Source organism: Streptomyces sp. P1-3, from assembly GCF_050613155.1.
Classification (GTDB): domain Bacteria; phylum Actinomycetota; class Actinomycetes; order Streptomycetales; family Streptomycetaceae; genus Streptomyces.
Genome location: NZ_CP192512.1, coordinates 5,198,220 through 5,222,519 on the forward strand (window position 1 = coordinate 5,198,220; position 24,300 = coordinate 5,222,519).

At 74.3% G+C, this 24,300-nt stretch carries 21 protein-coding genes and 1 tRNA gene; 9 read left to right on the forward strand and 13 right to left on the reverse strand.

The annotated features are described in order from the left end of the window. Window positions 1–85: 85 nt before the first annotated feature. Both ACQUSR_RS22000 and ACQUSR_RS22005 read right to left on the reverse strand, forming a co-directional pair. On the reverse strand, window positions 86–2,506 hold the full coding sequence (locus ACQUSR_RS22000; RefSeq protein WP_431044311.1) for a TOMM precursor leader peptide-binding protein: 2,421 nt from the start codon (window positions 2,504–2,506) through the stop codon (window positions 86–88). After that, window positions 2,506–2,712, reverse strand: a complete 207-nt coding sequence (locus tag ACQUSR_RS22005; RefSeq protein WP_431044312.1) for a hypothetical protein — start codon at window positions 2,710–2,712, stop codon at window positions 2,506–2,508. The genes ACQUSR_RS22000 and ACQUSR_RS22005 overlap by 1 nt, the downstream gene beginning before the upstream one ends. A gap of 266 nt (window positions 2,713–2,978) precedes the next feature. On the opposite strand from ACQUSR_RS22005, the gene ACQUSR_RS22010 reads away from it, so the two are divergent. From ACQUSR_RS22010 to ACQUSR_RS22020, 3 genes are all read left to right on the forward strand, one after another. After that, window positions 2,979–3,803 (forward strand): AfsR/SARP family transcriptional regulator, encoded by an 825-nt coding sequence (locus ACQUSR_RS22010; protein WP_431044313.1) that lies wholly within the window; start codon window positions 2,979–2,981, stop codon window positions 3,801–3,803. A gap of 142 nt (window positions 3,804–3,945) precedes the next feature. Continuing rightward, a complete protein-coding gene (locus ACQUSR_RS22015) occupies window positions 3,946–4,566 on the forward strand; it encodes an antibiotic biosynthesis monooxygenase (protein WP_431044314.1) in 621 nt (206 codons plus the stop codon). Window positions 4,567–4,600: 34 nt separating this feature from the next. Then, the gene (locus ACQUSR_RS22020; protein WP_431044315.1) at window positions 4,601–5,971 is read left to right on the forward strand and encodes a nucleotide disphospho-sugar-binding domain-containing protein; all 1,371 of its coding nucleotides are present in this window, start codon (window positions 4,601–4,603) and stop codon (window positions 5,969–5,971) included. A gap of 140 nt (window positions 5,972–6,111) precedes the next feature. Here the strand turns inward: ACQUSR_RS22020 and ACQUSR_RS22025 are convergent. The 7 genes from ACQUSR_RS22025 to ACQUSR_RS22055 form a co-directional block, all read right to left on the reverse strand. Then, a tRNA-Lys gene (locus ACQUSR_RS22025) sits at window positions 6,112–6,185 on the reverse strand. 67 nt (window positions 6,186–6,252) lie between these two features. Beyond that, on the reverse strand, window positions 6,253–6,828 hold the full coding sequence (locus ACQUSR_RS22030) for a bifunctional DNA primase/polymerase (RefSeq protein ID WP_431044316.1): 576 nt from the start codon (window positions 6,826–6,828) through the stop codon (window positions 6,253–6,255). A gap of 157 nt (window positions 6,829–6,985) precedes the next feature. Then, window positions 6,986–7,357 (reverse strand): hypothetical protein, encoded by a 372-nt coding sequence (locus tag ACQUSR_RS22035; RefSeq protein ID WP_431044317.1) that lies wholly within the window; start codon window positions 7,355–7,357, stop codon window positions 6,986–6,988. Between the two features lie 106 nt (window positions 7,358–7,463). Then, window positions 7,464–8,837 carry an AAA domain-containing protein gene (locus tag ACQUSR_RS22040; RefSeq protein ID WP_431044318.1) on the reverse strand — a complete coding sequence of 458 codons (1,374 nt, stop codon included), beginning with the start codon at window positions 8,835–8,837 and terminating at the stop codon, window positions 7,464–7,466. Window positions 8,838–9,297: 460 nt separating this feature from the next. Further along, entirely contained in the window at window positions 9,298–10,911 is a 1,614-nt protein-coding gene (locus ACQUSR_RS22045) for a hypothetical protein (protein WP_431044319.1), read from the reverse strand. Then, complete coding sequence (locus ACQUSR_RS22050; RefSeq protein WP_431044320.1) at window positions 10,902–12,251, reverse strand: hypothetical protein; 1,350 nt, start codon at window positions 12,249–12,251, stop codon at window positions 10,902–10,904. The genes ACQUSR_RS22045 and ACQUSR_RS22050 overlap by 10 nt, the downstream gene beginning before the upstream one ends. After that, complete coding sequence (locus ACQUSR_RS22055) at window positions 12,139–13,152, reverse strand: phosphatase PAP2 family protein (RefSeq protein ID WP_431044321.1); 1,014 nt, start codon at window positions 13,150–13,152, stop codon at window positions 12,139–12,141. Before ACQUSR_RS22055 ends, ACQUSR_RS22050 begins: the two co-directional genes overlap by 113 nt. 321 nt (window positions 13,153–13,473) lie before the next feature. Here ACQUSR_RS22055 and ACQUSR_RS22060 point away from each other — a divergent pair, with 321 nt between their 5' ends. Further along, the gene (locus ACQUSR_RS22060; protein ID WP_431044322.1) at window positions 13,474–14,091 is read left to right on the forward strand and encodes a histidine phosphatase family protein; all 618 of its coding nucleotides are present in this window, start codon (window positions 13,474–13,476) and stop codon (window positions 14,089–14,091) included. 31 nt (window positions 14,092–14,122) lie between these two features. On the opposite strand, the gene ACQUSR_RS22065 is transcribed toward ACQUSR_RS22060, so the two are convergent. Continuing rightward, entirely contained in the window at window positions 14,123–15,811 is a 1,689-nt protein-coding gene (locus ACQUSR_RS22065) for a hypothetical protein (protein WP_431044323.1), read from the reverse strand. 216 nt (window positions 15,812–16,027) lie between these two features. On the opposite strand from ACQUSR_RS22065, the gene ACQUSR_RS22070 reads away from it, so the two are divergent. After that, a complete protein-coding gene (locus ACQUSR_RS22070) occupies window positions 16,028–16,489 on the forward strand; it encodes a hypothetical protein (RefSeq protein WP_431044324.1) in 462 nt (153 codons plus the stop codon). A 44-nt stretch (window positions 16,490–16,533) separates the two neighbouring features. Then, window positions 16,534–17,457 (forward strand): spermidine synthase, encoded by a 924-nt coding sequence (locus ACQUSR_RS22075; protein ID WP_431044325.1) that lies wholly within the window; start codon window positions 16,534–16,536, stop codon window positions 17,455–17,457. Window positions 17,458–17,490: 33 nt separating this feature from the next. Here the strand turns inward: ACQUSR_RS22075 and ACQUSR_RS22080 are convergent, their stop codons facing one another. Further along, the gene (locus ACQUSR_RS22080; RefSeq protein ID WP_431044326.1) at window positions 17,491–18,000 is read right to left on the reverse strand and encodes a hypothetical protein; all 510 of its coding nucleotides are present in this window, start codon (window positions 17,998–18,000) and stop codon (window positions 17,491–17,493) included. Between the two features lie 52 nt (window positions 18,001–18,052). Here ACQUSR_RS22080 and ACQUSR_RS22085 point away from each other — a divergent pair, with 52 nt between their 5' ends. The 3 genes from ACQUSR_RS22085 to ACQUSR_RS22095 all read left to right on the forward strand — a co-directional run bounded on the left by ACQUSR_RS22085 (window position 18,053) and on the right by ACQUSR_RS22095 (window position 21,838). Then, the gene (locus tag ACQUSR_RS22085; RefSeq protein ID WP_431044327.1) at window positions 18,053–18,772 is read left to right on the forward strand and encodes a response regulator transcription factor; all 720 of its coding nucleotides are present in this window, start codon (window positions 18,053–18,055) and stop codon (window positions 18,770–18,772) included. Next, entirely contained in the window at window positions 18,769–20,241 is a 1,473-nt protein-coding gene (locus tag ACQUSR_RS22090; RefSeq protein WP_431044328.1) for a sensor histidine kinase, read from the forward strand. Before ACQUSR_RS22085 ends, ACQUSR_RS22090 begins: the two co-directional genes overlap by 4 nt. Window positions 20,242–20,419: 178 nt before the next feature. After that, window positions 20,420–21,838 (forward strand): glycoside hydrolase family 18 protein, encoded by a 1,419-nt coding sequence (locus tag ACQUSR_RS22095; RefSeq protein WP_431044329.1) that lies wholly within the window; start codon window positions 20,420–20,422, stop codon window positions 21,836–21,838. Between the two features lie 127 nt (window positions 21,839–21,965). Here the strand turns inward: ACQUSR_RS22095 and ACQUSR_RS22100 are convergent, their stop codons facing one another. Both ACQUSR_RS22100 and ACQUSR_RS22105 read right to left on the reverse strand, forming a co-directional pair. Further along, window positions 21,966–23,375: a GH1 family beta-glucosidase gene (locus ACQUSR_RS22100; RefSeq protein WP_431044330.1), complete on the reverse strand. Its 1,410-nt coding sequence runs from the start codon at window positions 23,373–23,375 to the stop codon at window positions 21,966–21,968. Window positions 23,376–23,449: 74 nt separating this feature from the next. Beyond that, window positions 23,450–24,292, reverse strand: coding sequence for a carbohydrate ABC transporter permease (locus tag ACQUSR_RS22105; protein WP_431044331.1), 843 nt, complete (start codon window positions 24,290–24,292; stop codon window positions 23,450–23,452). Window positions 24,293–24,300 lie beyond the last annotated feature (8 nt).

A 24,300-nucleotide genomic window follows, 5' to 3' on the forward strand; every position in this document is an offset into this window, starting at 1 on the left:
CGGATGGTTGTGCCGTATGAGATGGCTTGCCCGAGAGTATCCGATCTCCACAGCCGCGGAGGCGGGATCGAAAGAGGCTTGAAGATCACATGAACAACGGCACGGGATTGAGGCTTTCGTACGCCGTGGGAGCGGCGACGCGGCCGAGGCTCACGGGCACGTCGAAGAGGCGTCCGGGTGCGAAGCGCGCCCAGTGCGGCCGCAGTCCGGGGACGCACACCCTGACGACCGGCAGCCCGACGTCGGGGCGCGTCTGGTCCAGGACCAGCAGCTCCAGGCCGTGCGCGCGCACGATGTCCCGTACGGCGCCGAGACCGCCGGAATCCGTGCCGTACGCCGTGCCGTCCGCTCCCGGCTCCCGCGGCGGCACCCCGGCCGGATCCGGCGCCAGATAGGGCTGTCCCGCCACGCTGGCCGTGCGGAACCAGCGCAGCGCGTCCGGGTCCGCCGTGTCGTATCCCGAGCCGTCGGCGCACGCGTGGACCACGGGCGGCAGCATCTGGTTGAGCTCGGCCAGGGCCCGGCGCAGCGCGGTACGCCGGTCGAAGTGCGCGCCGAAGCCGAGGGTGACGTCCTCCGCAGCCTTGTCCGTACGGCGGGAGAGCGCGGCGACCACCGGGATGCCCAGGTCGGTGGTCAGGTCCAGGGCCCACACCTCACGGTGCAACTCGGCGTGCACCTGCCGCAGTCGGCCGAGCCAGGTGTCGCCGGAGGACTCGAAGGCGTCGAGGTCGAGCCCCGGCTGCCGGGTGCGGTTGTACCACCACAGTGCGACGGCGTCCCGCTCCACCAGCTCCAGGAAGCCCCGCACGACCGCGTCGGCCGGATCGCCGCCCGCCGCCGCGCCGTTGGACGTGGCCAGGCAGTAGCGCCGACCGGGCGGCTGGGGGGCGTCGTAGTACAGCAGCGCCGTGGGCATCAGCCGGTGCCGACCGGCGGTCACCGACCACACCGGAGTCCAGTCGATCTCGGCGTCCGGGTCGAACGGGTCGCACACCTGGTGCTGTGGAGCATGGGCCGCGTTCCAGCGGGCGCGGTCGGCGAACTGCCGCTCGGCGTACAGCTGCACCAGGTCCGGATGGACCGCGCTGCCGGGCTCCAGGTCGCGCAGGCGCGCCCGCCGCCGCGGCTCATCCCCCGCGAAGCGGCCGCTGTGGTGCTCCAGCGCCTCGCCCAGGGCACTGGCCCTGGCCTGCACCGAGGTGGCCCCCTTGCCGTGGGCGGCGGCACGCAGCCCGGCGCGTACGCGGTCGAGGCCGGGCCGCGCGGCGGGGCCGAGGGGCCCGAGCGGTCCCGGCGGCTCCGGCGCGGGGCGGTAGCGCGCGTGGAAGCAGTTGAGGAAGGCGGGACCGCGCGGATCGCGGCGGATCTCCGACACCAGCCCGGTGAGCGGGTCGATCAGATGGGCGTACGTGTCCAGGAGACGCCGGGCTGACGGCTCGGCGGAGGGCACCGCGCCGATGGGACCGGCCGGTGGCTCGGCGGAGGGCACCGCCCCGACCGGACCGGCCGGTGGCTCGGCGGACGGTGCCGCGCCGGCGGACGGTTCCGACGGCAGTGCGAAGGGCGCCCGTACCCGGTCCGCGACCAGCGACGGGTCTCCGCACGCGGGACACTGCGGCCGGCGCTGCACCGGATGCCGTTCGCCGGCGCCGGTGAGGCAGTCCAGCGTCCACAGCGCGGACTGGGCGGGGTGCCGGTGCCCGGCCAGCCACCCCGCTGCCTGAAGGGCGGCCAACTGGAGCGCCGTGGACCGGCTCGCGGTGAGCGCGGCAGGCGGGCGCGGCACCGGGCCCGGTCGCCCCAGCCGCCCGAGCAGATGGGCCTCGGCCCGCCGTCCCCGCCACAGGCGCTCGGCCAGACACGACCAGCAGGGGCCGTCCGGGTCGCCGAGGAAGGGCCCGATCCAGATCGTGGTGCCGACCGGCTTGACGGGCAGCCAACCGCGCCCTGCCGCACGGTGTTCGGCGTCGACTCCGGCCAGCGCGGGGTCGAGGTAGTCGTCGCAGACCACCACCGTCAGGGCGGCAGCGGCCGGTTCCGGTACGGGGCGCAGCCCCGCCGCCCGCAGCGCCCGATGGGCGTCGGACGGATCGGTGGAGCCGAGGACGGCGACGGCGGCGGGCCGGCCGGCCGGGGTGACGGCGGCGGTCCGATGCGCGGTCCCGGTGCTCTTTGCACTCCCCGCGCTTTCGGTGGATACGGCGGTCGCGGCCCCGCACGCCAGCGACCAGTAGGCCTCCCTTGGGCCGGGCTCGCCGTCGCTCTCGTACACCAGACCCGCCGCGCGTAATCGGTCGACGATCCGTGCGCCCTCCTCGGCCGGGACCGCGTGCGCCGCGTCGGCCAGCACCCGGGCCAGGTCCCGGGTGCCGTCGAGCAGTGGCGCGAGCGCGGCCGCATAGCCGCCGTGCAGGGCCGTGACGCCGCGCTCCGAGACCAGGTAGACGGCCTCGCCGGGGACTGGGGCGACCGTCAGGTGCGGTGCGAAGCGCAGCGTCCCCATCAGTGGTCGGTGACGGTGCAGATGCAGATGCCGGGCGGCGGAGCGGGCCAGGGGTCCGCGGTAAGGTCCTCGATCACGAGATCGGCTCCGGCGGGGTGGGCGGGCGGCAGCGGCGCGGCCGCCGGCTGGCTCCGCTCGCGTACGGACCGGTTCTGCTCACCCGCCGGCCGGCTGGGCGGCGGCGTCGCGATGGCGCTGTTGTTCATGGGGACATCTCCTCAACGTGCGCACTGGTCGTGGCGAGGAGCCCGGGTGATGTCCGCGATGAGGAACGCACCGCGAACCAGTGACTCCTTCATCACCAGGGTGTGAGCTTGTCATGGCGACCGCCACCCAGGATTCACGCCGAGATCAGGAATCCCGCACTGGTCCCGCACACCTCCCGCGCGCGAGGCTCGTATATGCCTCGATGGCGGACCGCGGCCAGGGGGGCATCCGACTGATGTGTGACGGGTGACGGAGGTACGGATCCATGGACATCAAACTGTTGGGCCCGCTCAGCGTCGAGACGTGCGGTCAATCGATCGTGCCCAGCGCGGGGAAGCCGCGCCAGATCCTTGCACTGCTGTCCGTCTACGCCAACCAGATGCTGCCGGTTCCCACTCTGATGGAGGAGATCTGGGGCGCCGATATGCCGCGCAGCGCGCTCACCACGCTTCAGACGTACATCCTCCAGCTCCGCCGCAGACTGGCCGCCGCGTACGGGCCGCAGGCCCCGCAGGCGTCCAAGGCGGTCCTGGCCACCCGTTACGGGGGATACCTCCTGGAGGCCGAACCGGGCGCGGTGGACGTCCATGAATACGACCGCCTGGTGGCCGCGGGCAATGACGCGCTGGACGCGGGGGACGACGGGGAGGCGTCCCTGCTGTTCAGTGAGGCCCTGGCGGTGTGGCGCGGCCCAGCCCTGGTGGACGTCCGGGTGGGCCCCATCCTGGAGATCGAGGTGGCCCGGCTCGAAGAGAGCAGGCTCGGCGTCCTGGAGCGCCGGATCGAGGCCGACCTGCGCCTGGGCCGCCATGCCGCGCTCCTGACCGAGCTGACCGAGCTGACGGCCCGTCACCCACTGCACGAAGGGTTGCACGCCCAGTGCATGGCCGCCCTCTACCGCGCGGGACGCCCGTGGCAGGCCCTGGAGGTCTATCAGGGGCTGCGCACCCGCCTGGTGGAGGATCTCGGCCTCGAACCCTCGCCGCGGCTGCGGAAGCTCCAGCAGGCCGTCCTCGCCTCCGACCCCGCCCTCGACCTGGATCTGGGCGGCGGGTGGCGGCGTCCGGTGCTGGATCTGTTCGCCGCCTGACGGACCACCCTGATACGTCCCGGCAAACCCCTCCCCGCCGGGTCGGTCACGGCTCCGCTCCCCGTTCCCCGCGCGGAGGGCGGAGCCGTGGTGGTTCGACCGCACCCGACGACCAGGCCCCGCTGAAGGAAGGCGGTCCCCCATGCCCGGCCCGCTGCGGCACTCCACCGGACTGTTCACCGTCGTCACCACCTTCACCCTCCACCACCCCGTCCGGGACGAGGAGTTCGAGCGCCACTTCCGTCATCACGCGGCCTGGCTCCGCGCTCAGCCGGGCTTCGACTCGCACCAGGCGGTGCGGCTCGCCGACCACCCGGCCACCTATGTGGACCTCAGTCGCTGGCGCAACCCGGAGAGCTTCCAACACGCCCGCAGCAGCGCGATGTTCCAGGAGCGGGCGCGGGAGTTCCGGTCACTGTCGGAGGTGGAGGTCGACCCGTCGCGCAACGTGCTGCGCTCGGGCGACAACGACATCTCCGAGGGAGCGCCCGCGCTCGTCGTGGAATGGCTGGTCGCCGAGGGCATGAACCTCGGCGAATTCGACCGCGCCTACGCCGCGTTCATGACGGACCTGTGCGACCGCGAGGGATTTCTCCACGCCGACCTGACCAGGTCGCTGCTCAAATCCGGTGCCTACACCTTCGTCACCTGGTGGGCCACCGCCGACGCCTGGCGCGCGGCCCGCCGCTCCGCCCCCGCCACCGGCGCGGCGGAGCTCGCCGTACACCTCACGGCGGTCCAGGCCGCCGGCCGTGTCCGCTGATCCGCAACGGATGATCCGCACGGAAGGGGGACTCGTGCGCGTTCTGTTCACCACCCGGTCCGCCGGCGGCCGCCTCGCCCCGCTGCTGCCGCTGGCACGTTCCTTCGTCGCGGCGGGGCACGGGGTGCGGGTCGCGGTACCGCCGGGGTGCGCCGAACCCGTCGCCCGCGCCGGACTGCTCGCCGTACTCGTCGGCCCGCAGATCGCGGCCGCCGCCCCGCGAGGGGCGACGCCGGTGGCGATGCCGGGCCTTCCGGGGGTGTGGCCCGCCAACTGGCCGCTGCACCCCGCGTCGTTGACCGGAGCTCAGCACGCCGTGCTCCGGGCGACCGCCGGGGCGCGGCTGCGCGCGGCCGAGGCGATGGCCCCGGACCTGGTCTCCTTCGCGCGCTGCTGGGAGCCCGATCTCGTCGTCCACGACGCGACCTCGTACGCGGGCATCGTCGCCGCCGCGGTGCTGGGGGCGCCCGCCATCAGCCAGCTCTCGGGGAGCGCCGCGATCATCCGGCTGGACCGGCACCGCCTCGACGGACCCCCGCTGCCGGGCCTCGCCCGCCTGCTGGAGCGGTACGGCGCAGACCCGGCCAGGGAGCCGGACCTGTGGCTCGACCCGTGCCCGCCGAGTGTGGCGCTGCCGTCCGCGGAGCGCCGACTGCGCGTGCGGTTCGTCCCGCCGCCCCTGGACACCGCGACCGTGGCGCGGCTGCGACACATGGCGGGCCGGTACGACAGAGCCCCGGGCGCCGGGCCCGCCTGGCCCCGTGGCACCGCTCCCGGCGCCTCTCGCGACGGCTCCCCGGCCGGGTCGCGGGGCGATGCGCGCACCCGCGACCCCGGCGGCCCCCCTGGGCGTGCGGCGTCCGGCCGCGCGTCGGACGGGGTGGTCCGCCGGGCGTTCGTCGGGCCACGGGTCTGCGTGGCCTGGGACGATCCGGCGGGCCTGCCGGAACCGGTGCGGTCGGCGGTGCGGCAGGTCGAGGCGCGCGGGATACGGATCATCCGGACGGGCAGCGCCGCGGGGCCGCTGCACGTGCTGCTGCCCGGTTGCCGTGCCGTACTGCATCAGGGGAACGGGGGCGCGGCGCTCGCGGCGGCGCTGACCGGTGTTCCGCAGCTGATCGTGCCGCCGCGCCCCGAGCAGCGGCTCAACGCCGCACAGCTGGCGCGCGTGGGCGTCGCGCGGGTCTGGACGCCGCCGGGCGGCGGGACCCCGCGCCCACCCGGGGCGCGGGCTCCGGCGCGTGCCGTCCAGTCCGCTCGCGCGGAGACACGCCTGATCGACAACCTCTTCGCCTTGGTGGAGCAGCCGCGCTACGCCGCGGCCGCGGAGCGGCTCCGCGGCGAGATGCTGGCCATGCCGGGGCCGGACGACGCGGTGGTCCGACTGGCCTCGGCTGTCTCGTGAGGACCGTGGCGGGCGGTACGGCGCGCACGGCGCGAGCGGCCGTGGCGAGCCCCGCCCGTACGAGCCGGGCCTCGGCGTGCGGCGGCGGTGGAAGGGCAACGAAGAAGGCCCCCACCGTGGTGGGGGCCTTCTTCCGTCTGTGCGCCGCCAGGGACTCGAACCCCGGACCCGCTGATTAAGAGTCAGCTGCTCTAACCAACTGAGCTAGCGGCGCCTGCTGACGTAAGAGACCTTAGCACCCCGATCCGGCTGAACGAAAATCGATAATTCCGAGCCCGTGATCAGCGTGGGGAGACCGCGGGTGCGCTGGTCAGCGACGTGCGGCCAGCGGTACCCGGATTGCCGCGAGCGGCCCGCACGCAGGCCCACAGCAGCACGTCGGGCCCGGGCAGCCAGGGCTCGCGCACCTCGGGGGCGACCAGCCAACGGGCCGCGGGCGGGCCGTCCGGTTCGGACTGCTCCACCGGCCGCAGGGGCGGAATGGTCACCGCGTCCCCCGGTCCGTGGCACAGCAGCGGCGGTGCGCCCGTGCCCCACTCCTCCCAGCGGAGCAGGGCGGGCAGCCGCTGCGCCGTGCCGGGCTGGGCGAACATCAGGACCCGGCCCCGCTGCGTTCCCACCGGGCCCGTCCCCGGACCGTCGGCCCATAACCGGTTCACCATCCGGCGGCCAAAGAGCGCGGGCGCGCTGATCAGGTCGAAGGTGACACCGCAGGGCAGCACGATCGAGGTGGCGGGTCGCTCGGCCCACAGGGCCCGCACGCTGCGTGGGAAGGGGCTCGCCGAGGCCAGCCATTCGGCTCCGGCGGCGGTGACGTGCGCGGCGGTCTGCTGTGATTCCCGAGGCCATGTGGTCATGTCGACCAGATCTAGTGGCGGGTTGCGTTCCGGTTACGTCGAACCGACAAATCCGGGACAGGATCGTGCGGGATGGAGTATCTTGCGCCGAACACATATGCCAACGGCTCATGATCTGCGATCATGAGCCGCCTCGCGCACCAGCGCCGAGCCCTCGTCACTCCCGATGGCCGCTGTCGCCCATCAGCTCGCGGCCGAACTCCACCATCTTCTTGGCGTAGTCCTCCGTCCACTCCGCCTGCTCCGCGATCAGCGCCGTCGGCAGCCGGTCGAACCGGCGCGGATCGGCCAGTTGCGCCGCCGCCATGGCCTGGTACTCCATCGCCCGATCCGTCGCCGCGCGGAACGCCAGTACCAGTTCCGTGGAGCGGGAGAGCAGTTCGCGCGGATCCTCGATCGACTCCAGATCGAAGAAGTGCTCGGGATCGGCCGCGGCTTCCGTCGGCTCGAAGAGCAGCGGCGCGGGTTTCAGCCGTCGCTCGGTGTCGGCGCTGGAGCGTGGGCGGGGAGCCGACTGCGGCTCGGACATGTACGTACCTCCCGGATCGTCTGCCGCATTCCATTGTCTCGCCGTGCGCAAGTGGCCCGGGCACATACCCGTCCGGTATATGCCGTACCCGGCACGCGCCGCCGCGTCACGGCCGCCATGCCACCCGGTGCTCGTTCAGATGCGCGAGGACCGCGTGGTGGGCCTCCCAGCCGTCCGGGAACTTCACCGTCACCCCCAGCTGCACCGGCTCCGTCGACGGATGCTCGTCCAGCAGCTCCGCAACCCCGGCGCGGCACACGACCACGCACGCGTGCCGGTGCCGTGACGCGAGCACGCACAACCGCCCCGTCTCCAGATGGAACGCCGTCGCGTCCGGCCGCCCGGACAACGGGTGCAGCACCACCGTCACATCGAACTCCCGGCCCTGGAGCCGGTTCGCGGTGTCGACGGCGACCCCGAACACACCCAGCGCGGCCAGCGCCGACCGCACCGCCGCGGCCTGGTCCCGGTGCGCGGTGCCCACCGCGATCCGGTCCGCCGTCACCGGCACCGGATCGGGCGACCGCTCGCTGGTCGCCACCCCGCCCCGGTCCAGCAGCCGCCGCACCACCAGCGCCACGGCCCGCACCGCCTCCGGGTCCGTACGCGGCGTGCGGCGGGCGGGCAGCTCCAGCAGTCCCCAGCCGGACTCCGCGGCCTCGTCCAGCACCCGGTCCGGGCCCGAGCCGTCCGAGGCCACGCCGAACGACAGCCGCCGGTCGCCGTGGCCCGTACCGCTGCGGAACCGCGCGTACGGATAGAAGGCGTCCGACACCAGGGGCGCCGCGGACGCCGGAAGCCGCCACGACACGGGCAGCCGGTGCTGGGGAAGCCGCGGATTGTGCGCGAGCAGTGTGGCGACGGCGCTCGCCGACGGGTCGTACGACAGCCCCGCCCACTGCTCGGCGCCCACCACGCTGAACGGGTCCAGCTGCCCCGGGTCGCCGACGAACAGCGCCCGCTCGAACAGCCCGGCGACGGCGAGCAGCGCGTCCGACCGCATCTGGTACGCCTCGTCGACGATCGCGTGCCGCCACGGCTCGACGTGCCTGACGTGCGCCCACTTCGCGGCCGTCGAGATCACGACGTCGAGGCCCGCCAGGTCGGCCGCCTTGGCGGACTTCACCACGCTGCGATGCCCGTCCAGCACCGGGTCGTACGGGTGCGTGTCACTGCTGTGCAGCCGCCCGATCGGCAGCTCGGGGTCCTCCCGGGCCAGCCGGTCCACCAGGTCGTCCACCTGGGCGTTGGTCTGCGCGACAACCATCAGCGGCCGCCCGGCGGCGGCCAGCTCGCGGGCGGCGCGCACCACCAGGGTCGACTTGCCCGCGCCGGGCGGGGAGTCGACGACCACACCGCGGTGCGCGCCGTGCAGCGTCTCGTGCAGGATCGCCTCGGTCGCCGCCGCGGCGGCCGCGCCGGGATCGAACACCGGGGGCTCCGCCGTGCGGCCCGTCCCGTCCGCCGTCCGGCCGGTCACACCGCCTCCTCGCGGCCACGTCCCTGCCGGGACCGGGCCACGTGCGCCGCCGCGACGCGCCCTGCTCGCCGCCCGCCGGACGGCGTTCGGTCCACCGGCCTGAACGCGCGCCCCGGCGCCGTGGTGCGGACCGCCATCCGCGCTGACGCGACGTGAGCCTCCCGCCGCCCGCCGGACGAGGCCCGGGCCACCGGCCGGGGCCCGCTCGCCGGGGTCGTGCGGACCGGCGGCCATGCGGGCGCGGCGGCGGCCCCGCCCGGCGCGTGACGACGCCGAGGCGCGTCCGCGGCCCGGGTCGTGCCCACGGCTCGGGTCAGGCCTGAGGTCCGGGTCGGGCCCACGGCTCGGGTCAGGCGCGCGGTCGGGGTCAGGCGCGCGGCCCGGGTCGGGCCGCCGACGGCATGACGGTCGGACGCGGCCGACCGCGCGGACCGCCTTCCGGCGGCCGGGGGCGTGCCCCTCACAGATGGTCCTCCTCGGTCACGGGGTCGGGTCGTGTCGCGGCGTCGCCCTCGCCGGGGGCGACTTCGGGGCACCTCCCGGCGCTAGCTGGGGGAGGGCCGCCGTGGGTCCACGGCGTACGCTCCGGATCGGGCAGCTCGGGTCCGCCGCGCGGCGCGTGCTCGAACAGCGTCCAGCACACCCGGTCGCCCTCCTCGGGCACCGAACCGGGCGCCGGGGTCCTGCCCCGCCCCATCCCGCCGGTCAGCCGCACCACCAGGCCGCCCGGCGCGTACCCGGCGAACTCCCCGGACTGCGTCTTCCCGTCCGGCAGCGCCCGGAACAGCTTCGCCTCCCCGGTCAGATGCGGACGGTCCTCGGTGACGACCGTGACGAGCGGCCGCGGCCTGGGCACCTTCGCCTCCGACCAGGCCATCTCCACCGCGGCGACCCGCCCGGCGAACGCCTCACCGGCCAGCCGCCGCCCCGCCATGACCAGGGGGTCGTCCAGCGCCTCGTCCGCGTCCAGCTGGGCCTGCGCGGTCTCCCGCGCCATGAGCTTCTGCGCCGCCGTCACCGCGTCGTCCCACTTGGGCTGCGGCGGCTCTCCCGCCCGCACCCGGTCCCGATGGCCGGTGTACGACCAGCGGTCGCGCTTCCAGCGGTCGGCCACCCGCGCCCCCTCCGGGAGGGCCCGCAGCAGATCCACGGCCCGCCACACGGCCTGCCACGTCGGCCGCAGCTGGGCGCCGATCAGTTTCCGCAGCTCCTCCTCGGCCCCGCGCAGCCGGGCCGCCGCGCCGGGCACCCCGTCGGCCAGGGCGCTCCGCTCCGCGTCGTACCGCTTCATCGCCGGAGCGAGCCGGGTGTTGTCGAACTCCGGGTCGGTGGCCGGCCCCGCCGGCGGGCAGGTCAGGAGCCCGTCCGCGTCCCGCTCCAGCTCGGCCCGGAGCGCGGCCTCCGCCCCCGACAGCCCCTCCGGGGGGTCGATCCAGCCGAGCAGGGCCCCCAGATGCTGGTCCTCCAGCGCGCTCTGGCCGGTCGCCCAGTGCCGTCCGAGCAGATCGGTCACCGCGAGCAGCAGCGACGACCCGGGGACCCGGGACCGTTCGCCGTAATGCGTCAGCCACCGGCCGAGCAGCGGCACCCGCGCGGGCGCCGGGAAGGGCGTCTCCGGATCCTGCTCGGCCGTCCGCCGGAACCGCATCGAGCGGCCCAGCAGCCGGACGAACTCCACGCCCGGCCCGCTGGGCACCAGCAGCTGCGGGGCGTCCACGCACAACTCGACCTCCACCGGGACCTTCTTCCCGGTCTCCGGGTCGGCCTCCTTGCGCTCCTCGGCCTCGACGTCGTCCGCGTACCCCTCCAGGTACGGGAGCATCTCCTCGGCCAGCTCCGCGAGGAACGCGAACCGCAGATCCCGGTCGCGCGGCTGCGCCACGACCAGCAGCCGGGGCGCGTCCCGCTCGGTGCCCACCAGCGCCCCCAGCGGCGCGCCCGCCTCACCGGCCGTGGTCAGCGGCACGAAGACCAGGGGGCGGTCGGACACATGGCGGTGCCGCACGGTGGCGGCGGGCCGCGCGCGCCCGTCCCTGACGGCCTCCATCCGGGCGAGTGCGGTGATCAGCGACATGCCGCCTCCCCACGGCCCGCCGCCCCGGCCAGCGCCCCGGCCAGCGCCCCGGCCAGTGCCTCGGCCCGCAGGACGGCCGCCCGCCGCAGCGCCTCGACGGCGGGGTCCGCGGGGTCGTCGGCGAGGTGGGCAGCGGCGTCCGGGCCGCCGGGGCCGGCGGCGGCGCCGGGATCATCCGGGCCGATCGCGTCCCGCTGCGCCGACGTCCCGCGCAGAGCCGCCGTGAGGACGGCCTCCACCGTCGCCAGACCGCCCAGTTCCCCGCGCACCCCGCGCCCCAGGGCCTCGACGGAACCCGCCGCGCGGGCCCGCTGACGGCAGTGGAAGGCCAGCTCGCACGCGGCCAGGCACTCCGGTGCGTACGCGGCGTCGACCGCGTCCACCGCCGCCGCCAGTTCCGCCGCGGGCCGGGTGGGCGTCCTGCCGTCGTCCGCCAGCCGCAGATCGAAGGTGGTGCCCCCGGGCAGCGCGGCGGCGATCTCCTCGACCCGGGTGAGCCGGGTCAGCTGGCGCCGGGTGACAGACCGCTGCTTGCGTACGTCGACGAGCTCCGCGGTCGGCAGGTTGGAGAAGTCCTTGGGGCAGACCAGCAGCGCATGGGGGTGGACCCGGTCGGGCCCGCCGATCCGCTCGGCCACCCGCTCCAGCGCCAGCACGTACACCGCCGCCTGCCGTGCGGCCGCGCCGACCTTGGTGGGGTCCGCCGCGCCGTCGATCACCGGGAAGGACTTGATCTCCACGACGGTCCAGGTGCCGTCGGGCCGGACCACCACCGCGTCCGGCTCCAGGAACGCGGGCGATCCCGCCACGTTCAGGCTCACCATCGGGTGGTCCAGCACGGCCCATCGCCCGGCAGCCGTGGCCTCGCGCAGCGCCAGCGCCGTACGCGCCGTACGCCCCTCGGGACCCACCGCCGTCAGATCGGGGCTCGGCACCCGGCCCGGCTCGGGGGCGGGCAGGCCGGAGGCCGCGCCGCCCAGCCGCTCGTACAGCAGCCTCAGCAGCTCCTCGCCGCCGTCCGCCTTGACGCGTGCCTCGAAGACATGGCCGCGCTGGTGGGCGAACTGCGACTGCCCGAACGTCGCGGGGGAGCCCATCGCCCGGGCCAGCGCGCGCTTGTCGATCCCGGCGCCGTCCAGCAGGGTGCGGCGGCGGCAGCCGGGATTGGCCGCCAGCGCGGCGAGGGCCCGCGCGTCCAGCGGCTGCGGTACGGCGGGCCCGCGCAGCTCAGCGAGCTGGTGCCGCAGCGCTGCCGTCGGCGGTTGCGGGCTCCGCGGCGCCGGTGTCCGCTTCCTCGCCGCGGCCTCCGCCGTGCTGTCGAGGGATACGTTCGCGTTCACGCGCCGAAGTCTGGCATCCGGCACTGACATCCGCGGCGCTCTCCGGCTTTTCGGTGCCCGCGCTCTTCTCGGTGGCGGCACCGACCGGGTCGGCGCCGACCGGCGCGACCGCGGTGCCGGCGGTGCCCGCGGCACGGCGCCGGTCGCGGATCCGGTCGATCATCCGCATCACGGGCCGGGCCAGCAGCGCGCCGATCCCCATCGTGGCGATCCCGGCCGCCCCGTCCATGAAGTAGTGGTTCGCGGTGCCCATGACGACCAGGAGGATGCTCAGCGGGTACACCACCGCCGCGATCTTGGCCCATACGGAGCGCCCGTGGGCCCATAGGGCCACACCGCACCACAACGCCCAGCCCACATGGAGGCTCGGCATGGCCGCGTACTGGTTGGTGAAGCTGCCGAGCCCGCGGGGCGCGCTCGCCTCGCCGCCCCACCAGCCGTACTCGCTGTAATGCGCCATCCCGTCGACGAACCCGTAGCCCGCGTCCAGCAGCCGCGGCGGGCAGGTCGGCATCAGGGTGAAGCCGATCAGACCTATGAGGGTGGCGACCAGCAGCCAGGTACGGAAGAACTGATAGCTCGCCTGCCGCCGCTTCCACAACCACACCAGGACCGCCGGGGTCGCCACGTAGTGCAGCGACGCGTACGCGAAGTCCGCGGGGACCCCCACCCAGGCGTGGTCGATGAATATCCGGTTCAGAGGAGTCTCGAAGTCGATATGGAGATCTCTCTCCAGCCGGAGTATCCCCAGGCCGTTGTTGACGGCGGCCGTCACGTCGTCGGGGGCCAGCAGCCGACCGGCTGAGTACACGGCGTACACCACGGCGATCAGCGGCAGCTCGGTCCACCAACGTGGCCGAGTGCCCGGCGATGCTCCGGTGCGGGGCACGGTGTGGGGCATCCGGACGCTCTCCAAAAAAGTCAGGCGGGCCACGGTTGGCGCGCATCAAACCGTACGGCGTGAGCGAAACGCTCCGCGCACCGCCCCCTGAGGCGTCCGTCAGAGCGGACCGAAACCGGGAGATAGGCCACAGACCGGCGCGGTCCCGCACTGGCGGGCTCCTTCTGCGGCGCAGCCGCGTGCGAGGAGGAAGACGCCGCCGCCGGGCCCCGGGTTGCCTTCCGGGCACCCCGGGGCAGGGCTTCGATCAGGTGAGCGATGATGGGAGGGCGGCAGAGGCCCTGCCGTGATATCTGGCGAAACCCGGCGAAAGGCCCCTTCATGGCACCGCGCATTCTGCTCGCTCGGCACGGACAGACGCAGTGGTCGCTGGCAGGCAAGCACACCGGCCGTACGGACATCCCGCTGCTGGACGAGGGCCGGCGCGGGGCCAAGCTGCTGGGGGAGCGGCTGCACCGCGCTCCCTGGTCGGGCCTGCCGGACGTCGAGGTCCGTACAAGCCCGCTGCTGCGCGCGAAGGAGACCTGCGAGCTGGCGGGCTTCGGCGACCGGGCGCAGGAGTGGGACGCGCTGATGGAGTGGGACTACGGCGCGTACGAGGGCATGACCGGGGCCGAGATCACCGCTCTCCGACCCGGCTGGTTCATCTGGCGGGACGGGGTCCCGGTGGACTCCCCCGAGGCGAAGACGCCGGGGGAGACGCTGGCGCAGCTCGCCGCGCGGGCCGACACGGTCGTGGAGTGGGCGCGTTCGGCCGACCGCGATGTGCTGGTCTTCGCGCACGGTCACATCCTGCGGACGCTCGCCGCCCGCTGGCTCGGCCTCGACGCGTCCTTCGCGGCCAGGCTGCGGCTCGACCCGACCTCCCTGTCGATCCTGGGCTGGGCCTACGGGGAGCCGGCGCTCGAACGCTGGAACGACACCGGCCACCTGGCCTGACGGCCGACGCGTCGGACCGGCTCCCCCAGCGCTAACGCAGGGAGGTGCCCCCAGCGCTCCGATGGCGGGCGAGGAAGTCCGCGACGGCGGCGTTCCCGGAGTACGGCCGCAGGGCGCGGGCCGCCTCGTCGAGCATGACCCTGATCCTGCTGGACCGGACCCGGTCCAGCAGGTCCAGCGCGCGGACGGCCGCCGCGGCGGCTTCCTCCGGAACCCCGCTCCCGGCCAGGTCGACGGCCAGCTCGGCCGTGTACAGCGCGGTATTGCGGGCGAAGTGCGGATCCTGGAGCGAGACCGCACGCCGCGCGTGCCCGGCGGCCCGCTGCCAGTCGCCCAGCATCGACCAGCACTGCGCCTCCAGCCCGGTCAGCTCGGCCGCACCGAAGAAGGTCATCCACTCCGGATCGGCGTCCGAAGGGCCGCGGTCGAACAGCCGGTGCGCCCGCAGCAGCGCGTGCTCGCACGCCGTACGGTCGCCGAGCCCGGCCCAGCCGCCCGCCTCGCGCAGCGCCAGCAGGGACAGCAGCCGCGGTGAGTCGAGGTGCCGGGCGGCGTGCTGCCCGGCCTGCGCGGCGCGTACGGCCTCGCGGGGGCACCCGGCGTCGCGCGCGAGGAACGCGATGTTGCAGAAGGCGTGCGCCTCCAGCGCCCGGTCGTCGGCGATGCGGGCGGCGGCCAGCGCCTCCGCGTAGTGGGAGCGGGCGTCGGCGAAGCGCCCGGAGTCATGTGCCAGCCAGCCGACGGAGATGGCGAGTTCACCGGTCCCGGCGTGCAGCCGGTCGGTGACGGCCTGGCGGCGGGCGCCCGCGTCCAGGAGGGCGTAGGCCGTGCGCAGCGGCTGGGCGGCGCGTACGTACAGGCCGTCGGCGCCGAACCGGTCGTCGAAGACCCGGATGCGGCGCACCGCATCCTCCACGGCGACCGCCTCGGACTCCCCGACGCGGCGGGGCTCGTGGGCCGGTCCGGCGCTCCGGGACGGGGCGGCCATGGCGGCCGGGCCGCCGGTGATGAACGCGCGACGCAGCACGTCGCTCTCCTTGCAGGGGTCAGAGGGGTACGGGTCGGGGTGCTGAGGGTCGGAGAGGTGCGGATCAAGGAGTTCCGGATCGGGGGGTTCCGGCTCGCGCGGGCGCGGCGCGGCGGGATACGGGCCGTGGTGATACGGAACGGGGTGGCGCGGCGGCCCGGATCCGCGCGGCCCGGAGTCCGGCTCGCGCGGGGGTGGTACGCCCGCCCCCTGGTCGCCGGCCGTACCGGCACGCGCGGCGTGCCCGCGGACGGCCTCGCGGGGTACGAACCCCAGATCCGTCAGTGCCAGGCCGGGGAACATGTGCAGGAACACCCGCTCGTAGGCGTAGTTGGGACAGCGGATGGCCCCGGACTCGACCCGGCCGATGTAGCGGGCGTCGCAGGAGACCTGTTCGCCGATCTCCCGCGCCGCCCGCCGCACGGCCGCGGCGAACTCGGCCGCCGAGAGCGGCCCGCGCAGCCGCCGGAACGCGGTGTTGGGGCGCGGCGCCCCCGAGCCCGCCGCCCCGGCCGGCTGGGCTTCCGCCGGCGTCTCCCGGGGCAGGGCCGTCTCGGCCGCGGGTGACGCGGGCGGCGGCCCGGGCTCCGGCGACGGCGGCGGTATCGACCCCGGCAGCGGTGACGGACGCCCGGCCGACGGTGACGGACACGAAGTCGACGAAGACGACGAAGACGCGGGAAACGGCGTCATGGCCGACCCTCTCCCTACGGTGATGCCGTTTCGGCGGACACGAACCGTACCGCCCATATCCCCTTCAGTAACGGCAGTTTGGCTACAAACGGGATATCTCACCCACGATCTGCCATGAACTGCCACCCTTTGTGGCGGCATTCCGCCGTAGCCGTTGACGGACACGGGCGTTGAACCTTGAGGACAGGACGCAGCACGGCGGAGGAGGCGTTTCCCTTGGTGAAGGCCGGATTGCCCAGCAGCGGTTCGTGGACGGCGGACCCGTACCATCCGGGCAGAGACCGGAGTGCGCTCCCGGACGGCGGCCCCGGACAGCGGTGCGACCTGGTCACCGTGCCCGCCCGCCAAGGGCTGGAGGCGGTGGACATCCTGCGGCTGGGCGTCGGAGTCGGCCCGGTGCTGCACGACGGCTCGTGCGACACGCTCGGCTTCCTGGTGCCGCCCGGCACGGCGGACCGCTGGGACCTGCCCGGCAGCGCCTGTACGCAGACGTACGGACGCGGGATCCCGATGGGAGGCGAGGCCGGGGCGGGCGGCGTGGCCGAACCGCCGGTGACCGGCACCGGCTGGCTCGTCCCGCCCGATGACGCCATCGTCGCCGCGACCGACCCCGAGGTGCTCCGCGAGGCCCTGGGCGAGGCGGCCCGCACGATCGAGGCTGTCGACCGCTGCCAGTGAGCGCTCGATGATCGCCGTCGGCCGCCGCGCGCGATACTGGACGCGTGGCGAAGAGCAGGCGGAAGAGCGGACGCGGGGGCACCCCGGAGGGCGGAGGCGCCTCGGCGCGCGGACGCACCGCCGAGCGTGGCCGCACCGCCGAGCCGGTCACGGCGCCGGTGGACGGCGGACGGGCCGAGCTGCTGCCCGACCGCGACCGCCCGCGCGGCTGGACACTGCTGCTCGACGACGCCCCACAGTCGCATGTGGACCTCGACGATCCCTCGTATCTCGACTTCGAGTACCAGCGCAGGCTCGGGCACATCGTGGATCTCGCGGCCCCGCCCGGCCGCCCGGTCCACGCCGTCCACCTGGGCGGCGGGGCCTTCACCCTCGCCCGGTACATCGCGGCCACCCGGCCCCGCTCCACCCAGCAGATCGTCGAAGTCGACGCCAGGCTCGTCGAGTTCGTACGGACCCACCTGCCGCTGGACCGCACCTGGCGCATCCGGGTGCGGGGCGGTGACGCGCGGGCCGGGCTCGGCAAGGTGCCGGACGGCTGGGCCGACCTGATCATCGCCGATGTGTTCAGCGGAGCCCGTACGCCCGCGCATCTGACCAGCGCCGAGTTCGCCGGCGAGGTACGGCGCGCGCTGCGCCCCGGCGGGATGTACGCCGCCAACATCGCCGACGGGCCGCCGCTCGCCCACCTCCGGGCCCAGATCGCGACCGTGCGCACGGCCTTTCCCGAACTCTGCCTGACCGCCGACCCGGCCGTCCTGCGTGGCCGCCGCTTCGGCAACGCCGTCCTGCTGGCCTCGGACCGGGAGATTCCGGTCGCCGAGCTGACCCGGCGCGCCGCCTCCGACCCGCACCCCGCCCGGGTCGAACACGGCCGAGCGCTGGCCGACTTCACCGGTGGCGCGGCGCCGGTCACCGACGCGACCGCCGCCCCTTCCCCGGCCCCGCCGCCCGACGCGTTCCACTGAACCCCGGAGAGGCCCGCACGGAAGCGCGCGGTCTCACGGCTCGACGATCTGCACCGTCGGCGGATGCCCGTTCCAGGTGACGAACACGGAGGCCGTCGCGTCACCCGAGGTGAAGTCCACCCGGATCCAGGCGTTCTGCGTCCACACCCGCATCTGCCAGCCGCTGTCGGGTGTCGCCGAGACCAGCTCCGCCGAGGTCGGGCCGAGGTCGAGAGCCACCCGGCCGCCGGTGACGGAGTAGCTCCTCAGCCCGCCGCCACCGCCCTTGCCGGGCGAGGCCGGGGCCGTACCGGGCCGCGCGACGGACGGCGCGGACGGCGACGGCCGCGGGGAACGGGCGGACGACGGCGGTCTGGGGCGGTGCGTGGCCGAGATCCGCTCGTCCGGCGAGGCCCCGGCATCCGCCGAGACGGGCAGGGCGCGCGGGGCGTCGTACGAGGTCCCGGTCAGCACCGTCCGTACGCCGTACCAGGACAACGCCACCGCGACGCCCGTCGCCAGCGCCCATGCGATGGCGTGCACCAGTCCTCGACCTCGCCGCATCTCCCCATACTGCCGCACGCCCGCCGCACCCCGATGGCGTACGGTGCCGCCCATGGCGAGAGTGCTTGTCGTCGAGGACGACCACTTCGTGCGGTCCGCCCTCATCCGGCAGTTGACGGAGGCGTCGCACACCGTACGGAGCGTCGGTACGGCCCTGGAGGCGCTGCGTGAAGTGGCCCACCACGGCTTCGACGTGGTCGTACTCGACCTCGGGCTGCCCGATCTCGACGGGGCGGAAGCCCTGAAGATGCTGCGCGGCATCACCGACGTGCCCGTCATCGTCGCCACCGCGCGCGACGACGAGGCCGAGATCGTGCGGCTGCTCAACGACGGCGCGGACGACTATCTCGTCAAGCCGTTCTCCATCGCGCACCTGTCGGCGCGGATGGCCGCCGTGCTGCGCCGGGCCCGCTCCGGGGCAGCCGACTCCCCGCCGTCCCGCGTGCTGCGCGTCGGCGGCCTGGCCATCGATCCGCTGCGCCGCCAGGCCGAACTCGACGGCGCGCCACTGGATCTGACCCGCCGCGAGTTCGACCTGCTGGCCTTCCTCGCCGAGCGGCCCGGTGTCGTCGTACCGCGCAAGGAGCTCCTCGCGGAGGTCTGGCGGCAGTCCTACGGCGACGACCAGACCATCGACGTCCATCTGTCCTGGCTGCGCCGCAAACTCGGCGAGACCGCCGCCCGGCCGCGCTATCTGCACACCCTGCGCGGGGTCGGCGTCAAGCTGGAGCCCCCTGCCGAGCCGACGGCGGAGCCGGAGCCGCTTCCGTGAGATGGGCGCTGGTCAAGGTCTGCCTGGCGGTCACCACGATGGTGGTGGTCGCCTTCGCGGTACCGCTCGGGCTGGTCGTCAAGGAGCTGGCGCGCGACCGGGCGTTCGCCGACGCCGAGCGGCAGGCCGCCGCGATCGGTCCCGCGCTCGCCATCACCACCGACCGTGCCGAGCTGCGGCGGGCCGTCGCCAGCACCCAGGCGGGCGCCGACGGCCGGATGGCGGTGCATCTGCCGGACGGCCGACCCACGCCGGGCGGCACGGACGATTCCACCACCCCGGACGGCCGACCCACGCCGGACGATTCCACCACCCCGGACGGCCGACCTGCCCCGGACGGCACGGGCCCCGCCGGGGCGCGGAGCATCGGCGAGCACCGCGCCGATCCGCGGGACATCGCCACCGCCCGCCGCCTCGGCCGCGCCGCGATGACCCCCGTACCCGGCGGGTACGCGCTGCTCCAGCCCACCGCCCTGAGCACCGGCAAGGTCGCCGTGGTCGAGGTGTACGTCCCCGAAAGCGCGGTGAGCAACGGGGTGGCCACCTCCTGGCTGATCCTCGCCGGGGTCGGCCTCGCGCTCGTCGTCGGCTCCGTCGCCACCGCCGACCGGCTCGGCACCCGGCTGGTGCGCCCCGCCGAGCAGCTCGCCGCGGCCGCCCACGACCTGGGCGAGGGCAAGCTCGGCGTCCGCGTCCCCGAGGAGGGCCCCGCCGAACTGCGCTCCGCCGCCGTCGCGTTCAACTCCATGGCCGACCAGGTCGTCCAACTCCTGGCCGGCGAACGCGAACTCGCCGCCGACCTCTCCCACCGGCTGCGCACCCCGCTGACCGTGCTGCGTCTCAACGCCGCCTCGCTCGGCGAAGGCCCGGCCGCCGAGCAGACCCGCGCCGCCGTCGCCCAACTGGAGCGCGAGGTCGACCAGATCATCCGCACCGCGCGCCAACAGAAGGCGCCGGCCCAGCTCTCGGCCGGGTGCGATGTCGCCGAGGTGGTCCGCGAGCGGATGGACTTCTGGTCCGCGCTCGCCGAGGACGAGGGCCGTACCGTCCGGCCCGCCGGGGTCGACCAGACCGTACGCGTACCGGTCGCCCGCACCGAACTCGCCGCCGCCCTCGACGCGATGCTCGGCAACGTCTTCCGGCACACCCCCGAGGGCACCGCCTTCGCCGTCGACGTGCACAACGGCGAGGACAGCGTCCTCGTGCTGGTCTCCGACGCGGGCCCCGGCATCGCCGACCCGGACGCCGCCGTGCGCCGCGGCCACGGCGACGGCCGCGACGGCTCGACCGGCCTCGGCCTGGACATCGTGCGCCGGGTCGCGGAGTCCACCGGCGGAGACGTACGCATCGGCCGGTCCGTACTGGGGGGTACCGAAGTCCGCGTCCGGCTCTCCCTCACCGGCGGCACCCCGCCGCGCGGCGTACGGCGGCGGGCCCGGCCCCGGCGCGCCGCCCGCTCCGGAGCCTGACGCCCGCCTTCAGGGCCTGATGCCCGCTCCGGAGCCGGGAATCCTTAGAACGCCCCCATGGGCTCCTTAAGTGAGCCATAAGAACGGAAGCCCCCGTACCGATAGCGCCATTTGCCCGATTCCCGCTCGCTAGCGTGCTGCCACACCCCCCACCTCGTTCAGAGAAGGCAGGTAACCGATGGGCAGCAGCCACCGGCGCACGGCGAGCCGCAGAGCCAAGGTGATCGGCGCCCTCGTCACCGCGGCCGTGATCGGCGGCGTCGCGGTCGCGCTCACGGGCACGGCGCAGGCCGCCTCGGTCGGCGCGGCCTACAGCAAGTCCAGCGGCTGGTCGGGCGGTTACACGGGCCAGTACGTCATCACCAACGACACCGGCAAGGCACTGTCCACCTGGACCCTGCGGTTCGAACTGCCCGCCGGCACCAAGGTGACCTCCCTGTGGAACGGCAAGCACACCACCGAGGGGCAGACCGTCACGGTGAAACCCGAGAGCTGGAACGCGACCCTCGCCCCCGGCGCCTCCGTGACCGTCGGCTTCGTCGCGGCCGCCGCATCGGGCGGGAAGGCCGCCGACCCGGTCGACTGCCGCATCAACGACGCGAAGTGCTCCGTGGACCAGGACCCGGCCCCGAGGCCGACCGCCTCGCGGCCGACGACCCCGCAGCCCACCACCTCGTCCCCGAAGCCCCCGGACGGCAAGGGCGGCGCGGGCTTCGCCCCGTACATCGACACCTCCCTCCACCCCGCCTTCGACATGGTCGGCACCGCCGAGAAGACCGGCGTGAAGACCTACAACCTCGCCTTCGTCACCTCCGGCGGCGGGTGCGTCCCCAAGTGGGGCGGAGTCACCGACCTCGGCGACGACGCCGTGGCCCGGCAGATCGGCGCGCTGCGCGCCGCGGGCGGCGACGTACGGGTCTCCTTCGGCGGCGCGGCGGGCTCCGAACTGGGCCTGGCCTGCTCCTCCGCGGACGAGCTGGCCGCCGCGTACGGCAAGGTGGTGGACGCCTACAAGCTGACCAAGGCCGACTTCGACATCGAGGGCGGGGCGCTGCCGGACAAGGCCGCCAACACCCGCCGCGCCCAGGCCATCGCCCGGCTCCAGAAGAAGCACCCCGGCCTGGACGTGTCCTTCACCCTCCCGGTGATGCCCACCGGCCTCACCCAGGACGGCGTCGACCTCGTCGAGAACGCGAAGAAGAACGGCGTCGCGATATCGGCCGTCAACATCATGGCGATGGACTACGGCGCCTCCTTCGACGGCGACATGGGCCAGTACGCCATCGACGCGGCGACCGCCACCCAAGCCCAGGTCAAGGGCGTACTCGGGCTGGACGACGCCGCCGCGTGGCGGGCCGTCGCCGTCACCCCGATGATCGGCGTCAACGACGTCGCCACCGAGGTCTTCAAGGTCGACGACGCGACGCAGCTGGTGGCCTTCGCGCGGAGCAAGGGCCTGGGCTGGCTGTCGATGTGGTCCGCGACCCGGGACAAGGCGTGCCCGGGAGGCCCGCAGAACTCCGCCTCGCCGACGTGCAGTTCGATCGAGCAGGAGGAGCTGGCGTTCACCAAGGCGTTCGCCGCCGCCAAGCGCTGACGCGCTCCCCGTTCCCGGCTGTCACCCCCCACCCCCACACCCCCCAGAACCACCCCCCACGGCAACCCCCCACACCGGCGGGGCGCGCGGACCACACCCCCACCGGGTCCGCCGCGCCCCGCCTCCCTCATGCCTGCTGGACCACCGGCAGCTCTCCCGTGCGGGCCACCCGCCCGTACCAGGTGGCACTGGACTTCGGGACGCGGGCCTGCGTCGCGTAGTCCACGTACACCGAGCCGAACCGCTTGCTGTAGCCGTACGACCACTCGAAGTTGTCCAGCAGCGACCAAAGGAAGTAGCCGCGCAGATCGGCTCCCGCCTCGATCGCCCGGTGCGCCGCCGCCAGGTGCGCCTGGAGGTAGGCGATCCGCGCCGGGTCGTGGACCGCGCCGTCGGCGTCCGGCTTGTCGTCGAAGGCCGCGCCGTTCTCCGTGATGTACAGCGCGACGCCGGGCGCTTCCTCGGAGTACCGCGTCAGCAGCTCGTACAGGCCCGTCGGATCGATCGTCCAGCCCATCTCGGTCCGGTCGCCCGGCGTCTGATGGAACGCGACCCCCTCGGCGCCCGGCCAGGGGGAGTGCGCGCTGACCCCGTGGCCGTCCTTGCGCTCCGCCGCCCGCGGCGTGGCGGCCGAGACCAGCGACGGCGTGTAGTAGTTGATGCCCAGCGTGTCGAGCGGCTGCTGGATGGCGGCGAGGTCGCCGTCCCGGACGAAGGACCAGTCGGTGATGCCGGCGGTGTCCCGCAGCAGATCCGCCGGATACGTGCCGCGCAGCAGCGGCCCGGTGAAGACCCGGTTCGCCAGTGCGTCGATCCGCCGCCGTGCGTCGAGGTCCTCGGGCGCGCCCGTACGGGCCCTGACCACTGCGGGGTTCAGGCTGATGCCGACCTCGGCGCGGGCGGGCAGCACCGAGCGCAGCGCCTGGGCACCCAGCCCGTGCGCCAGGTTGAGATGGTGCGCGGCGCGCAGCGCGGCCGGCGGATCGGTGCGTCCCGGGGCGTGCACCCCGGATCCGTACCCCAGGAAGGCGCTGCACCACGGCTCGTTCAGGGTGGTCCACATCGTGACCCGGTCGCCCAGCGCCTCGCCGACGATGCGGGCGTACGCGGCGAACCGCTCGGCCGTCTCCCGCTCCGGCCAGCCGCCCGCGGTCTCGAGTTCCTGGGGCAGATCCCAGTGGTAGAGGGTCACCACCGGCTCGATGGAGTGCTCCAGCAGCTCGTCCACCAGGGCGCGGTAGAAATCGAGTCCGAGCTGGTTCGCCGGGCCGCGCCCGGTGGGTTGGACCCGGGGCCAGGAGACCGAGAAGCGGTACGCGCCGAGGCCCAGGTCCGCCATCAGCTTCACGTCGTCGCGGAACCGGTGGTAGTGGTCGACGGCGGTGTCGCCGGTGTCACCGCCGAGGACCTTGCCCGGCGTCCGGCAGAAGGTGTCCCAGATCGACGGCGTCCGGCCGTCCTCCCACGCCGCGCCCTCGATCTGGTACGCGGAGGTGGCGGCGCCCCACAGGAAGCCGGGCGGAAAGGAAACAGTCATGAAAGCGCTCCCATGTGCAAGGTAGGGGTGGGGGAGAGAGGGAAGAGGGGGCTCAGCTTGACCGCGAGGAGGGGTCAGCCCTTGACCGCGCCCTGCATGATCCCGCCGACGATCTGCTTGCCGAAGAGGACGAAGGCGAGGAGCAGCGGCAGCGTGCCCAGCAGCGCGCCCGCCATGATCACCGACTGGTCCGGGATATAGCCGCGGCCCAGCCCGGTCAGCGCCACCTGCACGGTCGGATTGCCGGTCTGGGTGAGCGCGATGATGGGCCAGAAGAAGTCGTTCCAGGCCTGGACGAAGGTGAGCATGCCCAGCACGGCCATCGCGGGTCGCGCGACGGGGAAGACCACGTGCCACAGGATCCGCAGGCTGCTCGCGCCGTCCATCCGCGCGGCCTCGATCAGCTCGGTGGGCAGCGCCTGGGACAGGTACTGCCGCATGAAGAACACCCCGAACGCGCCGACCAGCGTCGGCAGGATGACGGCCTGCAGCTGGTCGGTCCACTCCAGCTTCGCGACGGTCATGTACAGCGGTACGACACTGAGCTGCGGCGGCACCATCATCGTGCCGATCGTGAGCATCAGCAGCGCGTTGCGGCCCCGGAACCGCAGCTTGGCGAAGGCGAACCCGGCGATCGTGGAGAACAGCACGGTGCCGACCGTGATCGTCCCGGCCACGATGGTCGTGTTGAGCAGCGCGGCACCCATGTTGGCGTCCGTCCACGCCGTCTCCAGGTTCGTGAACAGGTTGCTGCCGAACCAGAACGGGGGCGGGGTCTGGGCCAGCCGCCCGTTGTCCCGCGAGGCGGCGACGGCCGTCCACAGCAGCGGGAACAGCGACACCGCGGTGAACACGATCAGCACGGCATAGGTCACCTTGCCGCCGTGCAGCTGCCCACCTGCTTTTCGAGCGGACATGCTCCCCC

Coding starts and splice junctions, on each gene's coding strand:
- ACQUSR_RS22005 (WP_431044312.1), bottom strand. CDS start 2,712: ATGAACAACAGCGCCATCGCGACGCCGCCGCCCAGCCGGCCGGCGGGT.
- ACQUSR_RS22010 (WP_431044313.1), top strand. CDS start 2,979: ATGGACATCAAACTGTTGGGCCCGCTCAGCGTCGAGACGTGCGGTCAA.
- ACQUSR_RS22015 (WP_431044314.1), top strand. CDS start 3,946: ATGCCCGGCCCGCTGCGGCACTCCACCGGACTGTTCACCGTCGTCACC.
- ACQUSR_RS22060 (WP_431044322.1), top strand. CDS start 13,474: ATGGCACCGCGCATTCTGCTCGCTCGGCACGGACAGACGCAGTGGTCG.
- ACQUSR_RS22030 (WP_431044316.1), bottom strand. CDS start 6,828: ATGACCACATGGCCTCGGGAATCACAGCAGACCGCCGCGCACGTCACC.
- ACQUSR_RS22065 (WP_431044323.1), bottom strand. CDS start 15,811: ATGACGCCGTTTCCCGCGTCTTCGTCGTCTTCGTCGACTTCGTGTCCG.
- ACQUSR_RS22095 (WP_431044329.1), top strand. CDS start 20,420: ATGGGCAGCAGCCACCGGCGCACGGCGAGCCGCAGAGCCAAGGTGATC.
- ACQUSR_RS22045 (WP_431044319.1), bottom strand. CDS start 10,911: ATGTCGCTGATCACCGCACTCGCCCGGATGGAGGCCGTCAGGGACGGG.
- ACQUSR_RS22105 (WP_431044331.1), bottom strand. CDS start 24,292: ATGTCCGCTCGAAAAGCAGGTGGGCAGCTGCACGGCGGCAAGGTGACC.
- ACQUSR_RS22085 (WP_431044327.1), top strand. CDS start 18,053: ATGGCGAGAGTGCTTGTCGTCGAGGACGACCACTTCGTGCGGTCCGCC.
- ACQUSR_RS22080 (WP_431044326.1), bottom strand. CDS start 18,000: ATGCGGCGAGGTCGAGGACTGGTGCACGCCATCGCATGGGCGCTGGCG.
- ACQUSR_RS22000 (WP_431044311.1), bottom strand. CDS start 2,506: ATGGGGACGCTGCGCTTCGCACCGCACCTGACGGTCGCCCCAGTCCCC.
- ACQUSR_RS22035 (WP_431044317.1), bottom strand. CDS start 7,357: ATGTCCGAGCCGCAGTCGGCTCCCCGCCCACGCTCCAGCGCCGACACC.
- ACQUSR_RS22100 (WP_431044330.1), bottom strand. CDS start 23,375: ATGACTGTTTCCTTTCCGCCCGGCTTCCTGTGGGGCGCCGCCACCTCC.
- ACQUSR_RS22055 (WP_431044321.1), bottom strand. CDS start 13,152: ATGCCCCACACCGTGCCCCGCACCGGAGCATCGCCGGGCACTCGGCCA.